The 18309-nt window shown below is 63.8% G+C and carries 10 protein-coding genes and 1 pseudogene; 9 read left to right on the forward strand and 2 right to left on the reverse strand.

The genetic code is table 11. The annotated features are described in order from the left end of the window. Window positions 1–487 precede the first annotated feature (487 nt). Both FBY33_RS20720 and FBY33_RS20725 read left to right on the forward strand, forming a co-directional pair. Window positions 488–889: pseudogene (locus tag FBY33_RS20720) on the forward strand (M23 family metallopeptidase); the annotation flags it as partial. A 583-nt stretch (window positions 890–1472) separates the two neighbouring features. After that, window positions 1473–1793: a hypothetical protein gene (locus FBY33_RS20725; RefSeq protein ID WP_235010680.1), complete on the forward strand. Its 321-nt coding sequence runs from the start codon at window positions 1473–1475 to the stop codon at window positions 1791–1793. Between the two features lie 145 nt (window positions 1794–1938). On the opposite strand, the gene FBY33_RS13780 is transcribed toward FBY33_RS20725, so the two are convergent. Both FBY33_RS13780 and FBY33_RS13785 read right to left on the reverse strand, forming a co-directional pair. Continuing rightward, entirely contained in the window at window positions 1939–2256 is a 318-nt protein-coding gene (locus FBY33_RS13780) for a PAAR domain-containing protein (RefSeq protein ID WP_142031049.1), read from the reverse strand. Between the two features lie 10 nt (window positions 2257–2266). Further along, window positions 2267–3592 (reverse strand): COG1470 family protein, encoded by a 1326-nt coding sequence (locus FBY33_RS13785; RefSeq protein WP_142031050.1) that lies wholly within the window; start codon window positions 3590–3592, stop codon window positions 2267–2269. A 252-nt stretch (window positions 3593–3844) separates the two neighbouring features. Here FBY33_RS13785 and FBY33_RS13790 point away from each other — a divergent pair, with 252 nt between their 5' ends. The 7 genes from FBY33_RS13790 to FBY33_RS13820 all read left to right on the forward strand — a co-directional run bounded on the left by FBY33_RS13790 (window position 3845) and on the right by FBY33_RS13820 (window position 18300). Beyond that, window positions 3845–4468: a response regulator transcription factor gene (locus FBY33_RS13790; protein WP_142031051.1), complete on the forward strand. Its 624-nt coding sequence runs from the start codon at window positions 3845–3847 to the stop codon at window positions 4466–4468. A gap of 300 nt (window positions 4469–4768) precedes the next feature. Next, complete coding sequence (locus FBY33_RS13795) at window positions 4769–8629, forward strand: DUF11 domain-containing protein (RefSeq protein WP_160141958.1); 3861 nt, start codon at window positions 4769–4771, stop codon at window positions 8627–8629. 3 nt (window positions 8630–8632) lie between these two features. Further along, window positions 8633–9289, forward strand: coding sequence for a DUF4255 domain-containing protein (locus FBY33_RS13800; protein ID WP_142031053.1), 657 nt, complete (start codon window positions 8633–8635; stop codon window positions 9287–9289). Next, complete coding sequence (locus tag FBY33_RS13805) at window positions 9222–11393, forward strand: ATP-binding protein (RefSeq protein ID WP_235010565.1); 2172 nt, start codon at window positions 9222–9224, stop codon at window positions 11391–11393. Before FBY33_RS13800 ends, FBY33_RS13805 begins: the two co-directional genes overlap by 68 nt. A gap of 115 nt (window positions 11394–11508) precedes the next feature. Then, window positions 11509–12225, forward strand: a complete 717-nt coding sequence (locus tag FBY33_RS13810) for an eCIS core domain-containing protein (RefSeq protein WP_142031054.1) — start codon at window positions 11509–11511, stop codon at window positions 12223–12225. A 19-nt stretch (window positions 12226–12244) separates the two neighbouring features. Next, window positions 12245–16369, forward strand: coding sequence for a hypothetical protein (locus FBY33_RS13815; RefSeq protein WP_200831383.1), 4125 nt, complete (start codon window positions 12245–12247; stop codon window positions 16367–16369). A gap of 371 nt (window positions 16370–16740) precedes the next feature. Next, window positions 16741–18300: a phage tail sheath family protein gene (locus tag FBY33_RS13820; RefSeq protein WP_142031055.1), complete on the forward strand. Its 1560-nt coding sequence runs from the start codon at window positions 16741–16743 to the stop codon at window positions 18298–18300. Window positions 18301–18309 lie beyond the last annotated feature (9 nt).

An 18309-nucleotide genomic window follows, 5' to 3' on the forward strand; every position in this document is an offset into this window, starting at 1 on the left:
AAGGGCCGGCCTGGTAGTCGTTTTGGAAAAGAGTCAGATCAAGAAAGGCTCTGTTGTGTTGCTTTTCAACCATGTAGGGGGTGGACAGTGCCCGCTTGCCTGCCCTTTTGGGCGCCTTTGCTATGCATGTGGGCCGTAAAACAGAAACAGTAAGGGCTTCAAGATCAGAGTGAGGAGCGTCGTGTCCATTAGGGATGGATGTGACCAGCAGAAGAAAATAAGGCTCGTCCTGATGCCTTTGCGAGTTTGGCTGGGCACAAGCATTACGGTCGCAGTCCTCTGCCTCGGGGCATCGCTTGCATCCGCCGCTTCAGCTATCGGTGACGGAACATTTCCTTCGACACCGGCGGAGTCCGGAAAGCCGCAAGGACTAGAAACTGGCGTTGCTCAGATACGGGAACCAGCTGCCGTAGTGGCTGATTCTGCGGGATTCCTGTACTTCGACCGCGTAGACGTGGAAACGATCGGGGCCGACGGTACGCGGAGGATGCGGGTTGCTTCGCATGGGCTCACTCGACCCCCCGCCGGCAAGCTCCTTGCCCCTTTGGAGGTTCTTACCCTGTCATCTCGATATGGTCCTCGAATAAGTCCCCTTACCGGGGCTGCCGGAGATTTCCATTGGGGGCAGGATTTCAGCTCACCATGTGGCACGCGCGTTTATTCGGCCGACTCGGGGGTAGCCCGGGCAGTCGGTTGGCATCCTTGGGGTGGCGGCAACCGGGTCGAGATTGACCACGGCAACGGGATCATTACAACTTACAACCACCTAGAATCCGCGGCAGTAGAGCAAGGCGAATCTGTAAAGGTTGGTGAGGTTATCGCGCATGTTGGCACAACCGGATCATCTACAGGGTGCCACCTGCATTTCGAAACGCTTGTTAAAGGGATACACACAGATCCATCGAACTGGGAACTTCTGCCCGTTTCCCAGCTGGACCAGCTTGACGATCTGCCGAGGACGAGATTTGACCCTGGCCTGGGCACCAAGGTCGATAGGGCTCCCGTCTGGGCAGTTCCCGCCAACAGGGCCGACAACCGTGTTATATCTGGCGGCGATCTTGAGGCACCTGCACCTGCACCTGCACCAGGCCCTAAGCCGGGTCCGGGTCCGGGTGAGCCGGGTCCTGCGCCGGGGCCGTGTGTGCCGGCGGGTCCGGGTTCTGTGTTGCCGTGTGAGCCGGGTCCTGCGCCGGGGCCGTGTGTGCCGGCGGGTCCGGGTTCTGTGTTGCCGTGTGAGCCGGGTCCTGCGCCGGGGCCGTGTGTGCCGGCGGGTCCGGGTTCTGTGTTGCCGTGTGAGCCGGGTCCTGCGCCGGGGCCGTGTGTGCCGGCGGGTCCGGGTTCTGTGTTGCCGTGTGAGCCGGGTCCTGCGCCGGGGCCGTGTGTGCCGGCGGGTCCGGGTTCTGTGTTGCCGTGTGAGCCGGGTCCTGCGCCGGGGCCGTGTGTCTCGGCGGACCCCGGGCCCATACTGCCGTGTGTTCCAGTTCCGGTGGATCCCGTTCCTGTTCCAGTTCCGGTGGATCCCGTTCCTGTTCCAGTTCCGGTGGATCCCGTTCCTGTTCCAGTTCCGGTGGATCCCGTTCCTGTTCCAGTTCCGGTGGATCCCGTTCCTGTTCCAGTTCCGGTGGATCCCGTTCCTGTTCCAGTTCCGGTGGATCCCGTTCCTGTTCCAGTTCCGGCTGAGCCTGTGCCTGTGGATCCCGGAGCAATCCCGGCGGAACCTGTATAGGTGGACGCCGCAATTGGTGGACGCCGCACCAGGAACGGTAGTGGATCCTTCGCGATTGCTCCCGTGAGTGCCTGCGGGTCCTGTGGCCGTTCTGCTTGTGCAAAGACCGGTCCCGGTGGCTTCGAAAGCGGAACCTTCCCGGGTAATCGTCCATATGGGACGACTGGAGTTCTGGAATTCCCTAAAAGTGCATGGGCGCGGCGTTCGGCGGTCTACCCGCCAACAATGACCGTAGGGCATCCGGGGCCTGGTGCAATAGGCACCCCATGCAACGTGAAGTCGCCAACTCGGGCCGCGGGAAAGCCGCCAATCAGCACACTGAGGCTGCCGGATGCTATTCCGTTTGGGGCAGGCGAAACACAAAGTATCCCACCCGGAGCGGAGTTGGCGACGGCGGCCGGCATGCCGCCTATGAGCACAGTGTGAGTGGCTGCCGCCGGCGTTATCGGTCCGCCGCCATGCGGCTTTGGTCCGTCGAAAAGGGGACAAAGGGATGTGTCTCCGACCCGAAGGGCCGGCCCTGTAGGCACGTCGCGCCTCCTACTGTTGGGCTGACGACGGGTTCGGAATCGTTATGGTCCCGCTGAGAAAAGCCGCTGACTTGCACTGGGAGGGTGCAGCCTGATCGGGAGGTAACCCCACGCGATTGCATGACATGGTGAGATTCAGACTCTGTCCTGCCGTGACCCTAACTGATGTCAGGAAGTGGTAGTCCATGTCCCGGAAATTCTCCAAAGCCATATCCAGGAGCGGGACGCCATCAAGCTCCAGCCGCAATCGTCCGAAGTCGCCCTGCGGATTGTTTAGAACAAGGTCCGTCAGTTGCAGGACTCCCTTGGGATTCTCGAATACGAAGGGCGCGGAGGCGGACGCCCCCGCGCCCGCTTCGACTTCCAGGCGCTTAGCGATAGAACCCACTAACTGGGGTGGGGCCGTGGCTCCGGTTGCTTCCGTTGCTTTGGCTGCGGCTGTTTCCGCTGTGGTGGCGGCCTTCTGCGCCGACTCGGCTGCTACCCCCGCATCCGCAGCTCCAGCCGAGGCCTGTGAGGCCTTGGTTGCAGCCTCGGAGGCGCTCTGGCCAGCCTGATTAACAGACTCCTGAACGGCGGCCTTGGCAGTTGCTTCGACCGCAGGTTTGAACAGCAGTTGCCAGGCGGCCAGCAGGCCAACCGCCAGCACCAACAGTGCAATGACGGCTTTGGTAATCCACCCCGGCAAAACCGGCTCCTGCAGATACGTCCCATCGAGTACCACGGGTGTTCCGTCGGCCGGCGTGGCCGTGACAGCGAAGGGGTGCGTGGCGGACATGCCGCGCCAGATCTTTCTCACGGGACGGACGCGAACGTGAGCGAACTGAACGGTTCCCGGCTCCACCGTCAGGGCCTCTTCAGGCAGTCCAAGGTCCAGCATTTCGCCGGGATCGGTGCCCGTGAGTGTAACGGTAATCGGGATGTTGCCTCTGTTATCGACAGCTAAGCGGTGAACGGCACCGAATCTTCCCCGTGACGTCCGCGGCATCAATTCAGCTGTTGTTTCGTAGAAAGGGAGAAGGCTCAGCACTCCTTCCGGTACAACTGCGTCTTCCGGATGTTCGGTGGGGAGGACTTGGACGCCATAAAGAAATTCGCCGGCTTGAACGGCAGCAGAGCGGGGAGGCCTGAACTCCACAGAGGCCGTTGCGTCCTGCCCCGGGTACAAGGACACTAGGCCCGGAACAACCTCAGACCAGGGGCCGCTCGGTCCCACAACCTCCAGCTTGTACTCTTCGACAATTTCACCGTCATTGCGGATGTGCAGCGGAACGGACGCCTGAGCACCGGCTTCAAGACTTAGAGGGCGCGTATCCAGCGTCGCAGTCGTGCTCATGGCCTCTCCTTGCAAACAGGGCAGCGTCCGAGGGACGTACCGCGCTCGTCAGTATCTTTCGAGGCTATGGCTCCGAAGTCCGCGGCTATCACACCTGACAGACGGTTTTAAGGGCACGTGGATTGCCCGTTGAGCCTATGTTGACTGCACGAAGAGGACTTGCCTTTACATTGGTTTGCTACAGGGCAATTGGGGCAGGCCCCGCGAGTACACCAACCGTAACCGTCGGCCCTGAAAGTTGAGGGAGGATCCATGGAACCAATAACCGTCAGGGTTCACGCGCGTGACCCCATATCCGAGGCCGGCGTGGCCAGTGAGCTGCGCGCGCGCCCCGAGGTACGTGTTGTAAAGACAAGCGATACCGAGCAGCCGCGGGTTGTCGTCGTAGTCGCCGATTCCGTGGATGACGACGCACTGACGCTTCTCCGCATTATTCAACGGACGGGTTTGTCCCGCGCCGTCCTGGTCGCGGGCCATCTCGACGATGGCGATCTCGTTAAAGCGGTGGAGACGGGGGTTGTTGGATTGGTGCGACGCAGCGAAGCAACACCGGACCGGCTGGTTTCCGTCATCGCCGCGGCCGCTTCCGGGGAAGGCAGCGTGCCACCCGACCTGTTGGGACGACTCCTGGACCAAGTGGGGAAACTGCAGCGTCATGTCCTTGGCCCGCGGGGGATTATGTTCACCGGGCTGGCTCCCCGTGAGGTGGAGGTCCTGCGCTTGCTCGCCGATGGTCTGGATACGTCCGAGATAGCGCAGAAGCTCGCTTATTCGGAGCGGACCGTGAAGAACGTTGTCCATGACGTTACGACCCGTCTGCAACTCCGTAACCGGTCCCACGCCGTCGCGTATGCCCTGCGGGAGGGACTGATCTAGGAGGTTGCCCTAAAAGGCAGGAGCAGGTTCCCCAGCGCATGCCCGAGTCCACAAGCCGGGAGGAGGTGCGGGGCACCACTGTGGTCCTTGGGGTGTGGGGGTGTGCCGCCCGGCCTACCCCTTAACGCGATAGCGCAGGAGAGAAGTCCGGTGCAACAGCCAAGATGGGGACTAGCGTCGCTGGCAGTATGGGCGGTCGCGCTGGCTGGACTGGGCTCACCCTTGGAAGGACGCATTCAGACGACGTCGATGGGGCCCCTTATGCCGACAATAGATGTTCCTGCGCGGCAGACGCCAAGAGTGGCGTTTGCTGAAGGACGGTCGGACATTTACAAAGTCTCGATTCCCCGTGGCGGAAGTCGGGAACCTTGGGAGCAGCAACGGGAGCCGGCCGGGTATAGGGGAGAACTGTCGGCCGGTGCTCAGAGGCAGGCCTATATCAGCACCAAAGACAATTCGGAGGGTGATGTCTACGTCACCGTGAGCGATCCCGACGGCGTTCGCCATCGCCGCATCACGTGCGACAACAAGGCGGCGGAATTTCATCCGGTGATTTCGCCGGACGGCACCATGCTGGCCTACGCGTCCGATGAAAAGGGAAATCTGGACATCTGGATTGCAGGAATAGGGAAGGACGCGAAGGACTGTCCGCAAGCCAGACAACTGACGTCGTCCGAGGCTTCCGACTCGTGGCCCACATGGGTGCCCGACTCTTCCGCAGTGATTTTCAGCAGTGGACGCGAGGACCCCCTTGGTGACCTTTTCCAGCTGCCTGCCCCGGACCTGAACTCAGGCACTGAAAGACCTTTAGAAGTTAACCTCCTCCAGCTTACGGCCGGTCCCGATGCGGATACCCAGCCGGCTGCTTACCGGCCCACTGGTAGGTTTGAAAGCTCCGGATCAACCTGGGTCATCTTCACCACCACGCTGTTCGAACAGTCCGGGAGCCTGGCGATCCTTGAGCTCCCCTCCGCCGGCGCCAAGAATCCACAAGTCTTACCCGTTTGGCCAGCAGCATCGGATCCTGGTCTCCGGTTGGCCCAGGGATATGGCAGCTCGGAGGCGGCCTGGTCCCCAAATGGCGACTGGATTGCCTTCACTTCAATCCGTGATGACCCCGGCGGCGACGTACTGATAGCTGCTTTGAATTTCAACAACGGTGCCCCCGAAATTGACCCGTCGCGCGTTGTGAAGGCTGCCGCCTCTCCCGGCACATCCGAGTCCCATGCAGCCTGGCTTGCGGATGGAGACAATGCATCCCTTGGCTTCACGTCCCGGAGGGCAGAAGCGAATATTTCTGATGCCAATGCGTTCGACGGCGGGGCGCAGCGCGTCATTGCTGCTGCCGCGCTGGACGACGCCGGTCCCGCCTACTCACCCGAGGGAACATCCATCGTTTGGAGCCAGGAAGTCAGCCATGTCGATGGCGGAATCCCTCGTGTGCTTTTCCGCTCTGATGCGGACGGACAGCAGGCAGGGATGCTCAACTACGAGCGGGGCGACAAGGATGTGGACGTTGATCCGGTCTGGTCCCCGGATGGCCGGCGAATTGCCTTCACCCGCTACGCGTGGACGGGAAGGGATTACAGCGACCCGGCCGCGTGGACGGTTGACCTGGGGATGGAACGGGAGGAAGGCGCCCGTGCGCCCAGCCGCCGCGTCAGTGCGCCAGCTCCTGAGGGGGTGCGTTACGCCGAAGAGAATCCATCCTGGTCACCGGACGGACTATTCCTCGCAGTTGACAGGCGCTATGCGCCGGATCTCCAGGTCAACTTAAAGACATCCGGGCCTGTCAGAGTGGGGCAGGAGATTAGCGCAGAAGCGAATGTCACGAACGTCGGAAAAGTCACCACTGACCCGACAGAAATTAAGTTCACATTTCCCGCAGGGGTTACCGTTGCGTCCATTCCCGATGGATGCGTGCAAGGAAGAGGCCAGATCATGTGTCGGGTCGGCATATTGGCCCCTGGCGCGGATTCGGTTCACTCGTGGACGTTGCGCGGGGACACTCCGGGCGGCTGGGAACTCGCCGCGCAGGTGCTGCAGCCGGGCGACTCCAACCAGGCCAACAACCAAGCCAGCGCGATGCTGCTTGTTAGCGGAAATTCCGATCTGGAGGTCGACGTGAAGGCTACGCTCCGGTTTTTATACGATGATTCGACGAAGGTATATGACGGAGTGCTTGCCAGCGCGACGGTTACAAACCTTGGCGAACTACAAGCCGACGCCAGCACCCTGACCTTTACAACCGACGGAAATCTGACTCTTCCTTCCGAATGCTCCTTGGAAGGTCCCTGCACTGGCAAGTGTGTCGCGGAGAAGGAAGCTGTCACCTGCCCCATCGAGGCACTCGCCCCGGGGGCCAGTGCTACACGTGAGATTGTTCTAAAGGGGCTTGGCACCGGAAAGGACACTGTCACGGCCAAAGTATCAAAGGACGCCGCCGAGATCTCCACCGTCAACAATACGGCGGTTGCTGTGGTGCCCATCCCATCCCCGACTCCGACGACTTCGCCTCCTCAGCAACCCCAGATCGGCCTCCGGTTTCTGTCCTTAGTCAGCGCTGCCCCGGACGTTTCGAAAGCCGGGATACTGCCAGCTCAATCACTGCTCACCTTGTCCCCACCGCCGGAACCCATCTCCTCTCCGCCGGAGTTGTGGGTGCTGAACGCCGCCTCAGGCGAGGGGAATCCGCTGGCAGCCCCGGGTCGATGCGTAGCCGAGTGCGCGGTCACGGGCACACATCCGGCCTGGTCACCGGACGGGACCCGGATCGTCGTGACGGACGGCGGCATGTTGCAGGGTGTGACGCTAAAGGACGACGACGGGTCCAACGGTCCGGACTTTCCGCACGCTGCCGCGTCAATCGCCGCAGTCACTGGCTTCGATGCCGCAGGCACGCCCACGGCCAGCCGCTGGCAGATACGTTCCGCTGAGGACCCCGCCTGGGCCCCGGATGGGACAGAGATCTACTTCACCGGCCAGCCCGCCGGGCAGCCGGACCACCGTGGAATCTTTGCCATTGCTCCGGATGGCAGCAAAGTCCGGGCAGTTGTCCAGGGCCGCCGTCCGGAAACACAACCGGCGCTTCAATCGTGGGCGGATCTTGCCATCAAGCTGGCCGGTGATCCGGTCACCATACCGCAGGGGAACACCGCAATGCTCAAGGCGTCGGTGGTCAACACGGGACCGTCTCCCGCGGCGGCGGGGAAGGTCCTCATAGAAGTACCCGAAGGAATGACCGCCCAGAACACAACCGCCGACGGCTGTGAAGTTTCAGCCAGGTCTGTCCAGTGCAACCTCGACGAGCGGCTGGACAAGGCCGCGGCCATGGATATCGTCGTCGAGGTAAGAAGCGACGCCGCCGGGGAACACGTCTCAACTGCGACGGTCACCGCCGGAACCCCCGACCCACGCCCGGCTGACAACCAGGCGGCCACCAGTACGCGAACGCTCAGTACGCGAACCCCGGGAGGAGACTCCTCGGACATCGCTGTGGAGCTCAGCCTTAAACAAAGCGAGGGCTGGACGGGCGGCCAGCCTGCAACAGCCACGGCAAAGGTCACCAACAACGGCCCCGCTACAGCATCCGGCATCAGCATCAAGGCCGACACAACAGGTCCCCTGACCTTCGAACGAGCCGGCGAGTGCGGCGATGCTGGCTGTCCCATGGACAACCTGGACGCCGGAGCCAGCCGCGAGGTGGAACTGAAGTTCGGCCTGCCGGAAAGTGACCAGAGCGGGGGAGTCTCGGCCCGGTCCGCGGAGATCAGTGTCGAAGCCAGCACATCGAGTACGGATCCGAAGCTGGAGAACAATAAGGACAGCGAAGGGTTCACGGTGCGCCAGCCTGGCGTGACCGTTTACCCTGCCGTGGCGAAGCCGGGCGACGTGGTTACCGTTGTGGTCGAGGGCCTGCCGCCGGGAGCCGCGGTGAAATTTGCGTGGTCGAAGGGTATTCCGCCGGACCCGACAGCGATCAACCACAATGGCACTGATCTGCGCAGAGGTGTGCTGCTGGTTCGCCGTGACCAGCTCGGAACGCGGGACATCATCGTCACCAGCGGAGGCCAAGAAAAGCTGTTCGGCGAAATCCGGGCAAACATGCTCGTCGTGGCCCGTCCGGTGGCTCCGATGCCGGACTTTATTGGGCGGGGGTAAGCCATGATTGCTCAGGTTGATGAGGCCCTGCGGACGCTCGTCCGCACCGAAGCATTGGATGGTTCCGAGGTGGACGTCGTTTTCGACGCGCCGACCAAGGACTGGGCCGGCCGCCGCAACGCTCCGACCGTCAATCTCTATCTCTACGATATCCGGGAAGACGTGCGGCGCAGGGAACGCGGGATGTCCGAAGAACGCGGCGACGACGGGTATGTCCGGACACGCCGGCCCGCTCCGCGCCACTTCAAACTTTCCTATCTTGTGACGGCATGGACCCAGCGGCCGGAGGACGAGCACCGGCTGCTGGACCAACTGCTGCGGTGCTTCCTTAAGCACGAGGCGCTTCCGGATGAGCTGGTGGTCGGTCCGCTGGCGGAGACGGGACTCGTGGTCCCACTGACCGTAGGTCTTCCTCCTCCGGAGGACCGTGCATTCGCGGACGTGTGGTCCGCCCTGGGAGGCGAGCTGAAGCCGTCCCTCGACATCGTGGTAATCGCGCCCGTGGCGACCGGCATCATTTACGAAACAGCCGTTCCGGCTTCCAAGGGGACGCACGTGGACATGTCCGATCTTGTCGGTGGAGGCGCCGACGTTGGACGCCACCAGCATGTCCCGCCGCCGGCAGCGGCGCGCGGATCCCAGCGCCGGGCGGCGGGGTGATGGGGGTGTGGGCACGATGACCGGGAGCCCCAGTCTCGCCCATGTTCTCGGCCGCGTGGGGGTGGTGGAGGAGCGGATCCGTCTCCTCGTCGCAACGCGACGCGCCGATGACCCGCAACCTGATGACCCGTTCCGTGGGCTCTACCTCAGCGACGACGCCGTCGACCGCCTGCTGTGGCAGGAAGCGGCGGGACCGGAGGATGAAAGGACGGAAACGGACCCGGGCTGGCGTTCGCCGCGCCTCGAGGAATGCGAGGCTCGGGCGGACGATGCCCAGGCCGACGGGCACCGGCTGAGACTGCGGGAGCTGGCCGCCACCTTTGGCCTCGAACCGCTTGACGTCGATCTGCTGCTGGTTGCGCTCGCGGCCGACCTCGACCAGCGCTTCGAACAGCTTTTCGGCTACCTTAACGACGACGTCACCCGGCGCCGTCCTTCGGTCGCTGTCGCGCTGGCACTGTGCGGCTCCCCGTTGTCCGCGGCCGACGCGCGTGCGCGGGTGCTGTCCGGTCCGCTGATCACTGGCGGGCTGCTCGTCGTCGAGGACCCCGACCGCCCGTTGCCGGGAAGGTCACTGCGTGTGCCGGACCGCGTCGTCGGGCATCTTTTGGGCGGTGATACGCCGGAACTGTCCCTTCAGGCTGTTCTGGCCGAACCGCCAACCGTCGACTGGGGGGATGCTGTCCCGCTGGAACGCGCGCTCCGGGCAGGTGTCCGTCTGGCTTACCTCCGTGAGCCCGCCACAGGCTCGGGCCGTGTTCTGGCTGCAGGCGCTTTGAACGCCGCGGGCTACGGAACGGTGCTGCTGGACCTGGCCCTGCTAGCCGCCGAGCGTGAACCGCTCCAGCTCGTGGAAGCTGCCGTGCGGGAAACACGGCTCCGGGGCTCTGGCCTCGTGGCGGGACCACTTGCTGTGGTGGCGGACCGGCCTGCAGTGCTGGAGGCCCTGCACGCTGAACCGCAGCCCGTGTTGCTCTTCGGGGACGGCGCGTGGGATCCGGCATGGACCACCCGGCCGCCACTCCTGGTGGACGTTCCTGTCAGCACAACTGCCGAACGTTCAAGCCTCTGGCGCAACGCGCTCGGCGCCCTCAACGGGATGGACGTCGAGGCCGCCACGTCGGCGTTCCGGCTGCGTCCGGAGCAGGTGGCCCGGGCTGCAGGGTCGGCGCAGGTGCAGGCCACATTGACGCCCGACGGGCGCCTCACGGCATCGCACCTCGGTGCGGGAGCGAGGGCAGAGAACGGTTCAGCCCTTGACCGCCTGGCCCGGCGGGTCGAGCCGGTGGTGGGCTGGGAAGACCTGGTCCTCCCGGATGCGGTGCTGCTGGCGCTCAAGGAAGTGGCGCTGCGGGCCAGGCACCGCGAACAGGTCCTCGGCGACTGGGCGATGCGGCCCGGAGCGGGCCGGGGACACGGCGTGGCGGCGTTGTTTGCCGGGGATTCCGGGACAGGCAAGACCATGTCCGCTGAAGTTGTGGCCCGTGCGCTGGGACTGGACCTCTACGTGGTGGACCTGGCCACCGTCGTCGACAAATACGTGGGCGAGACCGAGAAAAACCTGGAACGGATCTTCACAGCCGCGGCAGGTGTCAACGGCGTGCTGCTCTTCGACGAGGCGGACGCCGTCTTCGGGCGCCGCTCCGAGGTCAAGGACGCCCACGACCGCTACGCCAACATCGAAAGCGCCTACCTCCTCCAGCGGATGGAAACGTTCGACGGCCTGGCCATCCTTGCCACGAACCTGCGCGCCAACATTGACGAGGCATTCACCCGCCGGCTGGACGTCGTCGTTGACTTCCCGCTGCCGGACGCCGCCCACCGCCGCATCCTGTGGGACCGCTGCCTCGGGCGGACGCTTGCCCGGGCGGAGGACATCGACCTCGCCTTCCTGGGGCAGGCCTTCGAACTTGCCGGCGGAGCCATCCGCTCTGCCGCCGTCACTGCCGCCTATCTCGCCGCCGATGACGGCGGCAGGGTCACCATGACCCACCTGGTCACCGCAGTGCAGCGTGAGTACCGCAAGCTGGGGCGGCTCACCCTGGAGAGCGAGTTCGGCCCGTACTGGGGCATGTTAACCTTGGCGCGAAGGTCCGGTGGGTAGGCCTGCGGCTGCCCATTGGGGCAATGCCGGATGCCCGTAAGGACGCCGTGGCGGAGCTTGCGGGTCCGTAATGCGGGGCGCATCGTCGGGGTAGGTCTGATGAAAGGGATGCACCATGCACAGCCACGACCACGACCAGTCCGACGTCGACGGGCTCCTCAGCAAGCCAGCCCGGAAGGAAGCCGCGGATTCTGCGGTGGTGTTCCGGGCGGCGGCGGCCGGCCGGACCGACGTCGTTGGGTCCCACGGGATGCTGGCGCTGCAGCGCGCCCTCGGAAACAGCGGCGTCCGCGGCCTGGTGGAGGAGGAACGGTCACCTGTCCTCGACGTCGTCTCGTCCGGGGGCGGCCAACCGCTGGAGGAACCGGTGCGGGCCGATATGGAAGGCCGGCTGGGACACAGCTTCGCGGACGTCCGCGTCCATACGGGGGAGACTGCCCACAATTCTGCTGCGTCCGTAAACGCCCATGCGTATACCGTCGGGTCCAACATCGTTTTCCAGCGGGACAAATACGACCCCGGCTCGGACACCGGCAGGACGATGCTCGCCCACGAACTGACGCACGTGGTCCAGCAGCGGAGCGGCCCGGTGGACGGAACCGCGACGGGCACCGGGGTGCGGGTCAGCGACCCGGGCGACCGCTTTGAACGGGAGGCTGCCGCTACAGCCGAGCGGGCCATGTCCGCACCGGCAGCCCCGGCGACGGCACAGCGTTCGACGGCGGGCGCCGCCGTCGTGCAGCGTGCCGCGGATGAGGAGACCGCGCAGGGGTCTTTCATTGATGGCCAGAGCGTCCAGCGGGACGAGGCAGAAGAGGAAGAGCCGGGCTGATCCCCGGCGGGAGCGGTCCATGGCGACGACTTTCCAGGGCGGACCAGGAAAGGTTCCGGTGAAGGGTGCCGGGCCTACGGTGGCGCGCCACGTCGCGACCGCCAGGAGCGATGTCACCGACGTCCTCATTGAGGGCAGGCGACGTGGCCCTGCCCCGGCCGGCGCTGATCCCCGTGCCATGCTGATGTTGCAGCGGCAGGCCGGTAACGCCGCCGTGGGCGCCCTCATGGCCGCGAAGCTGAAATCGCCCGGAGAACAGGCCGGCACAGGTATTGACGCGGCCCTGAAGGAGATCCGCAAGAACGATCCCGCGATCGGAACGGTGGAGAAGGGCCTCAAGGCCGCCAGTGCGGCCGGCGTGCCGGTCGAACTCGAAGGACCCAAACCGCCGGCCTCGGCACTCGCCGTCACCAAGACGGGGTTCGGCCCCGGGTCGGTGCCCGCGAAGAAACCCGTGCAGCCGCCCAAACCATTACCTGCCGTCAGTCCTCTCGGAAAAGCCGCTGCGGCAAAGATGAAGGTGCCGGCCAAGGGTTCAGCACGAGGCAAGCCACCAGCCGCCGGTCCCGGCGGGGGCGGCGTAGGCCCAGCCCTTCTGGCACCCCTCGCCCTGCCTGCCGACAAGCTTCTGCAGCCCCCGGTGGCACCCGTAACGGTCCGGCCCGAGGATGATCCGGGCTTCGCGCAGGTTGCCGGCAGCATCAAGGGCGTCGCGCAGTCCCGGAAGGCCCACCCTCCGGCCGCGGCCAAGGCCCAGGAAGCCCAGGGCGCTGCGCTTCCGCCTACAGACGACGTGGCCGGTCAGGCCAAGGCTGCCAAAGTGGATGCCATGGACGCCCAGCAACCTGGCACGTTCGACAAGCAGACGTTCATCGCAGCGGTTAAGGCGGCAATCGAGGCGAAGTCGCCGAAGACCCTTGAGGAAGCGGACGAATACAAGAAGTCCGGGAAGGCCGGCGAGGCAAAGGGGCAGGTCCAGGGGCTTGTCGGCCAGGGGAAGGCCGGGCAGGCCAAGGACATCGAGGCGGCTACAGCGGCTCCGCCGGACCAGTCCAAGGCGGTCCCGAAGCCTGTCACCCCGATGGCGCAGGAGCAGGCGGGACAGGTCTCAGCCGTCCCCGCGGCGGGGGCCGCGCCCAAGCCGGCACCGGCCGATCAGCTCAATCTTGCTGCCGGCCCGCAGCAGGCCAACCAGGAAATGGCCGACGCCGACGTCAGTGAACAGCAGCTGGCCCAGTCCAACGAGCCCGAGTTCCAGCAAGGCCTCGCGGATAAGAAGGCCGCGGCCGAGCATGCCCAGACTGCACCCGCGGAGTACCGCCAGCAGGAACAGCATGTCCTTCAGCAGGGCAAAGCGGAGGCCGGAACGGAAACTGCCGCCGGCGTCGCGGGAATGCAAAATGCCAAGGCATCGGCACTGGCCAACCTGGTCGCGAACAAGGGTAAGGCCAAATCCAAGGATGAGACCCGCCGCGCCGAGGTGACGGCCAAAGTGCAGGCCATCTTCGCCGCCACCGAGGCCGAGGTGAAAAAGACCCTGGACGGGATCGACCCCGCGGTTGAGGAGGAGTTCACGACGGGCGAGGCGGGGGCCCGCTCGGCGTTCGAGGCGTACGTTGAGGCGAAGATGTCGGCGTACAAGAAGGACCGGTATGGCGGGTGGCTCGGCGGGTACCGCTGGCTCCGGGACAAGATCGCGGGCATGCCCCCGAAGGTCAATGAGTTCTATGAGGCCGGCCGCGAGCTGTATCTCGCAAAGATGAACGTGGTCATTTCCAGGGTGGCGGACATCGTCGGGAGAGCCCTCACCGCAGCCAAGCAGCGGATTGCCAAGGGCCGTTCCGAGATTTCGACTTACGTTACGGGTCTGCCGACCGACCTGCAGAAGGTCGGAGCCGAGGCGACCAAGGAGATCGGCGACAGGTTCGAAGCGCTTGAGGGCGAAGTCAACGCCAAGCAGGAATCGGTGGTTGATGCCCTGGCCGCCAAGTACGTTGAGGCGGGCAAGGGGCTCAACGACCGGATCGAAGCGCTGCAGGCAGAGAACAAGGGCCTGGTGGACAAGGCGATCGGTGCGTTGAAGGCGATCATCAACACCATCCGCGAGCTTGCCGGGATGCTCAAGAACGTGCTCTCCCGCGCGGCAGGCGTCGTGGGGGACATCATCAAGAACCCCGTGGCCTTCCTGGGCAACCTCATCGAGGGTGTGAAGGGCGGCATCCTCAAGTTCAAGGACAACATCCTGGCCCACCTCAAGAAGGGCCTGATGGGCTGGCTCTTCGGTGCCCTGGCGGAGGGCGGAGTCGAACTTCCGGACACCTTCGACCTTAAGGGCATCATCAAGCTGCTCGCCTCCATCTTCGGGCTGACGTGGGCCAACATCCGCAACCGGCTGGTCAAGCATATCGGCGAGCCGGCGATGGCCGCTGTGGAGAAGGGCGTGGAGATTTTCCAAGTCATCGCCAGCCAGGGCGTCGCGGGCCTGTGGCAGATGCTTTTGGACAAACTCGGCAACATCAAGGACATGATCCTTGAGCAGGTGAAGGACTTCGTGATCACGAAGATCATCACCGCCGGCATCACGTGGCTGATTGGCCTGCTCAACCCCGCGGCGGCGTTCATCAAGGCCTGCAAGCTGATCTACGACGTGGTCATGTTCTTCGTGAACAACGCAGAACGGATCATGAAGTTCGTCAACACCATCATCGATTCGGTGGCGGACATCGTGCGCGGCAACGTCAGCGCCGTGGTGAACAAGATCGAGGACGTCCTGGGCCAGATGGTCCCGATCCTCATCGGCTTCCTCGCCAGCGTGATCGGCATCGGCGGCATCGGCCAGAAGATCCGCCAGATCATCGAGACGCTGCAGAAGCCGGTCAACAAGGCCCTCGACTTCGTGATCAAGACTGGCCTGAAGCTTGCAGGCCCCATTATCCGCGGGATCAAGGGCTTCGCCGGGAAGGTTAAGGGGAAGATCGCCGCAGGAAAGGCGTGGGTAAAGGGGAAGGCCGAGGCTGGGAAGGCGTGGGTGAAGGGCAAGACAAGTAGGGGCACTGGCCTAAAACAAACGAAACGCGGAGAAGAGCCGAGCCCCAGCCAGATGGCGAGGGCTGCTAGGAACGCGGCCAAGGACGGGCACAGTGCCATCGCGCGTGGCATTTCACCCGACGAGGCTCCTCAAGTGCTGGCCGCCGTACTCGACCGCCACCGTGAATCTGGGGTGAAGGCGCTTGACCTCGTCGCGGAAAGCGACGGGCTCCACGTTATGGCCTCGGTCAATCCGACGCATGTCTGGCGGGATGGAGTTCGAATCACGATCAGCCCGATCGTCATACGCGAGATATCCGGTGGCGAGAAGCATCAGGTCGGCGCCCTAGAGAGCGAGGACTTGCTCTCGTCGCGTCAAACGACCGCTCGAGGGTATTTCCTCTATGACGGGAAAGGGCACGCTGTCGAAGCGATGACAAGCAGCGAGTCGACACACTATCGCCGGAATGCTACACGTTCCGCCGAGGGCGCCCACGCCGAAGAACAACTGACAAACGCATTTGAGATCATCTACGACGATGTGCTGGGCCAGCGAGCGAGGAAGCATAATGGGGTTTCGCCATCGAAATACTCGATCGAGTTGGGCATAGACGTTTCGGTGAGCAGTTGCCCGAACTGCGCGAACCACATCGCCAGCTTTGTGCGACGAATGCTTTCTGACGGGTGTAACGTTCAGGCGACCATGCGGTTCGGCGGCCTATACCACGGTCCATCCAAGGACGGCCCCACGAAGGGCCGGATCATAATGCCCACGGTCATTGCCCCCGACGATCAAGCCCTTCTCGCAATGTTCTATAGGCGCGGCGAAGTGCGCTCCGTCAAGAAGGGCAGAACATGGGGCGCATTGACGATGTCCATGGAGCCACGGACGTCTCCAAGCGGGTACCAGAGCCTTCCCTCTGGCCAGCGGGTGGGCAAGCTTGGGCTTGCCATCTTGAGCTCGGCGGGCGTGAAGATCGAAGTTCTAACCAGTAATGATCTCCGCGCTCCATCAACAAGCGAAGGTAACGTCCGCATTGAACAGAAGGCCGAAAAACTGAAGAAGGCCCTGGCCGCTGTTGAGGAGAAACTCGGGAAGAACGCCAAGGCAACTTGAGCTCTTGGCTGCCGCTTTTTTGAGATTATCCTCGGCCGGTAGCGGTGGTATCGCCGGCTGGCGGCATTTTGATTCCGACAACTTGTAACAGCAGCCATATTGATCCCTGCAAAGGTCGACGCCTTCTCGAACGCCAAGGGGCTGTGATAGTGCATAGGATCAAGGACAAAACTCGCAAGCCAGTGCTATCACGCTGCCACTTCTCTTATGGCTGACCTCTCAGCGCAGGTGCGCATCGGGCCTCGGCTCCGACTGCGTTCCTGCCCCTTCGTGCACCCCATCCTTCCCGTCAGCGCATCCGCATAGCCTTACCGCCGCACCCCTCCCCGCTGGAACCTTGAAACACGTTTCGGTTTCATCGAGGAGACAAAATGCCAAGCTATCTTTCGCCAGGTGTGTACGTAAATGAAGTCGAAGCGGGCACGCGTCCGATCGAGGGCGTAGGCACTGCAGTCGCCGCCTTCGTCGGGCTCTCCGCCAAAGGACCTGACAACGAGCCCACCCTCGTTTCCAACTGGACCCAGTTCTCGGAGATGTTCGGGGACTTCATCCCGGGCTCGTACCTGGCCCACGCCGTCTACGGCTACTTCCTGAACGGCGGTGGTAACTGCTACGTCGTCCGCATCGGCGCTGACGGCAGGCGCGAGGAAAAGCCGAAGCAACAGCAGCCCAAAGCCGTGGCCGCGGCCCCAATGGCAGAACTCGGCGGATACCGCTTGACGGCGAAGTCCAACGCATCCAACCCCAAGCCAGTGACCATCGAAATCGCCGACCCCAGCGGTGAAAACCCGCCGGAAGACCAGTTCAAAATCGTCATAACGGCAGAGGGAAAACCCCCCGAGGTCTGGGACAACGTGACCACCAAGCGCGGCACCAACAACGTTGCCACCAAGGTCAGCGCCGAATCAAAGGTAGTGACCATTGAGGAGGTCGCCCCGGGCGCCGCCCTCCTGAAGCCGGACAAGGGCACCATCCAGCTCGTCGCCCCGGAACCGGAGCCCGAACCGCCCAGCACCGAGGAACTGAACGTGAACGACTACGTCGGTGACGCGGCAGACCGCACCGGTTTCAGCGGCCTGGAAGCCGTGGACGAGGTGACCATGGTCGCCGTTCCGGACCTGATGGCTGCCTACGAACAGGGCTCGATCGACCTGGAAACCGTCAAGGCTGTCCAGCTCGCCGCCATCGCCCACTGCGAGCTGATGGGCGACCGCATCGCCATCATCGATGCGCCACCGAACCTGAACGCACAACAGATCAAAAACTGGCGCATGGACGGCGGCGGCTACGACTCGAAATTCGCCGCGCTGTACTGGCCGTGGATAAAGACTTTCGACCCGTCCACCGGAACCAGCAGGTTCATCCCGCCGTCCGGCCACATGGCCGGCGTCTGGGCACGGAACGACGACACACGCGGCGTCCACAAGGCCCCGGCGAACGAGGTGATCCGCGGCGTCACCAGCCTGCAGACCCAGATCACCAAGACGGAACAGGAACTGCTGAATCCCATCGGGGTCAACTGCATCCGCACCTTCCCGGGCCGCGGGATCCGCGTCTGGGGAGCGCGAACCCTGTCCAGTGACGCCGAATGGCGGTACCTGAACGTCCGGCGCCTGTTCAACTACCTGGAGGAGTCCATCCTGCAGGGGACGCAGTGGGCTGTCTTCGAACCGAACGACCCCGCGCTCTGGGCCCGTATCCGCCGCACCATCAGCGCATTCCTGACCAACGAATGGCGCAAGGGTGCGCTCTTCGGGCTGACCCCCGAGCAGGCCTTCTTCGTGAAATGCGACTTTGAAACCAACCCGGCCGAAGGCATCGACGCAGGACAGGTCGTGTGCCAGGTGGGCGTCGCCCCGGTAAAGCCGGCCGAGTTCGTGATTTTCCAGCTATCCCAATTCTCCGGCGGCACCAGCCTCGTGAGTGAGTAAGTACCCTTC

The organism is Arthrobacter sp. SLBN-112, from assembly GCF_006715225.1.
Classification (GTDB): domain Bacteria; phylum Actinomycetota; class Actinomycetes; order Actinomycetales; family Micrococcaceae; genus Arthrobacter.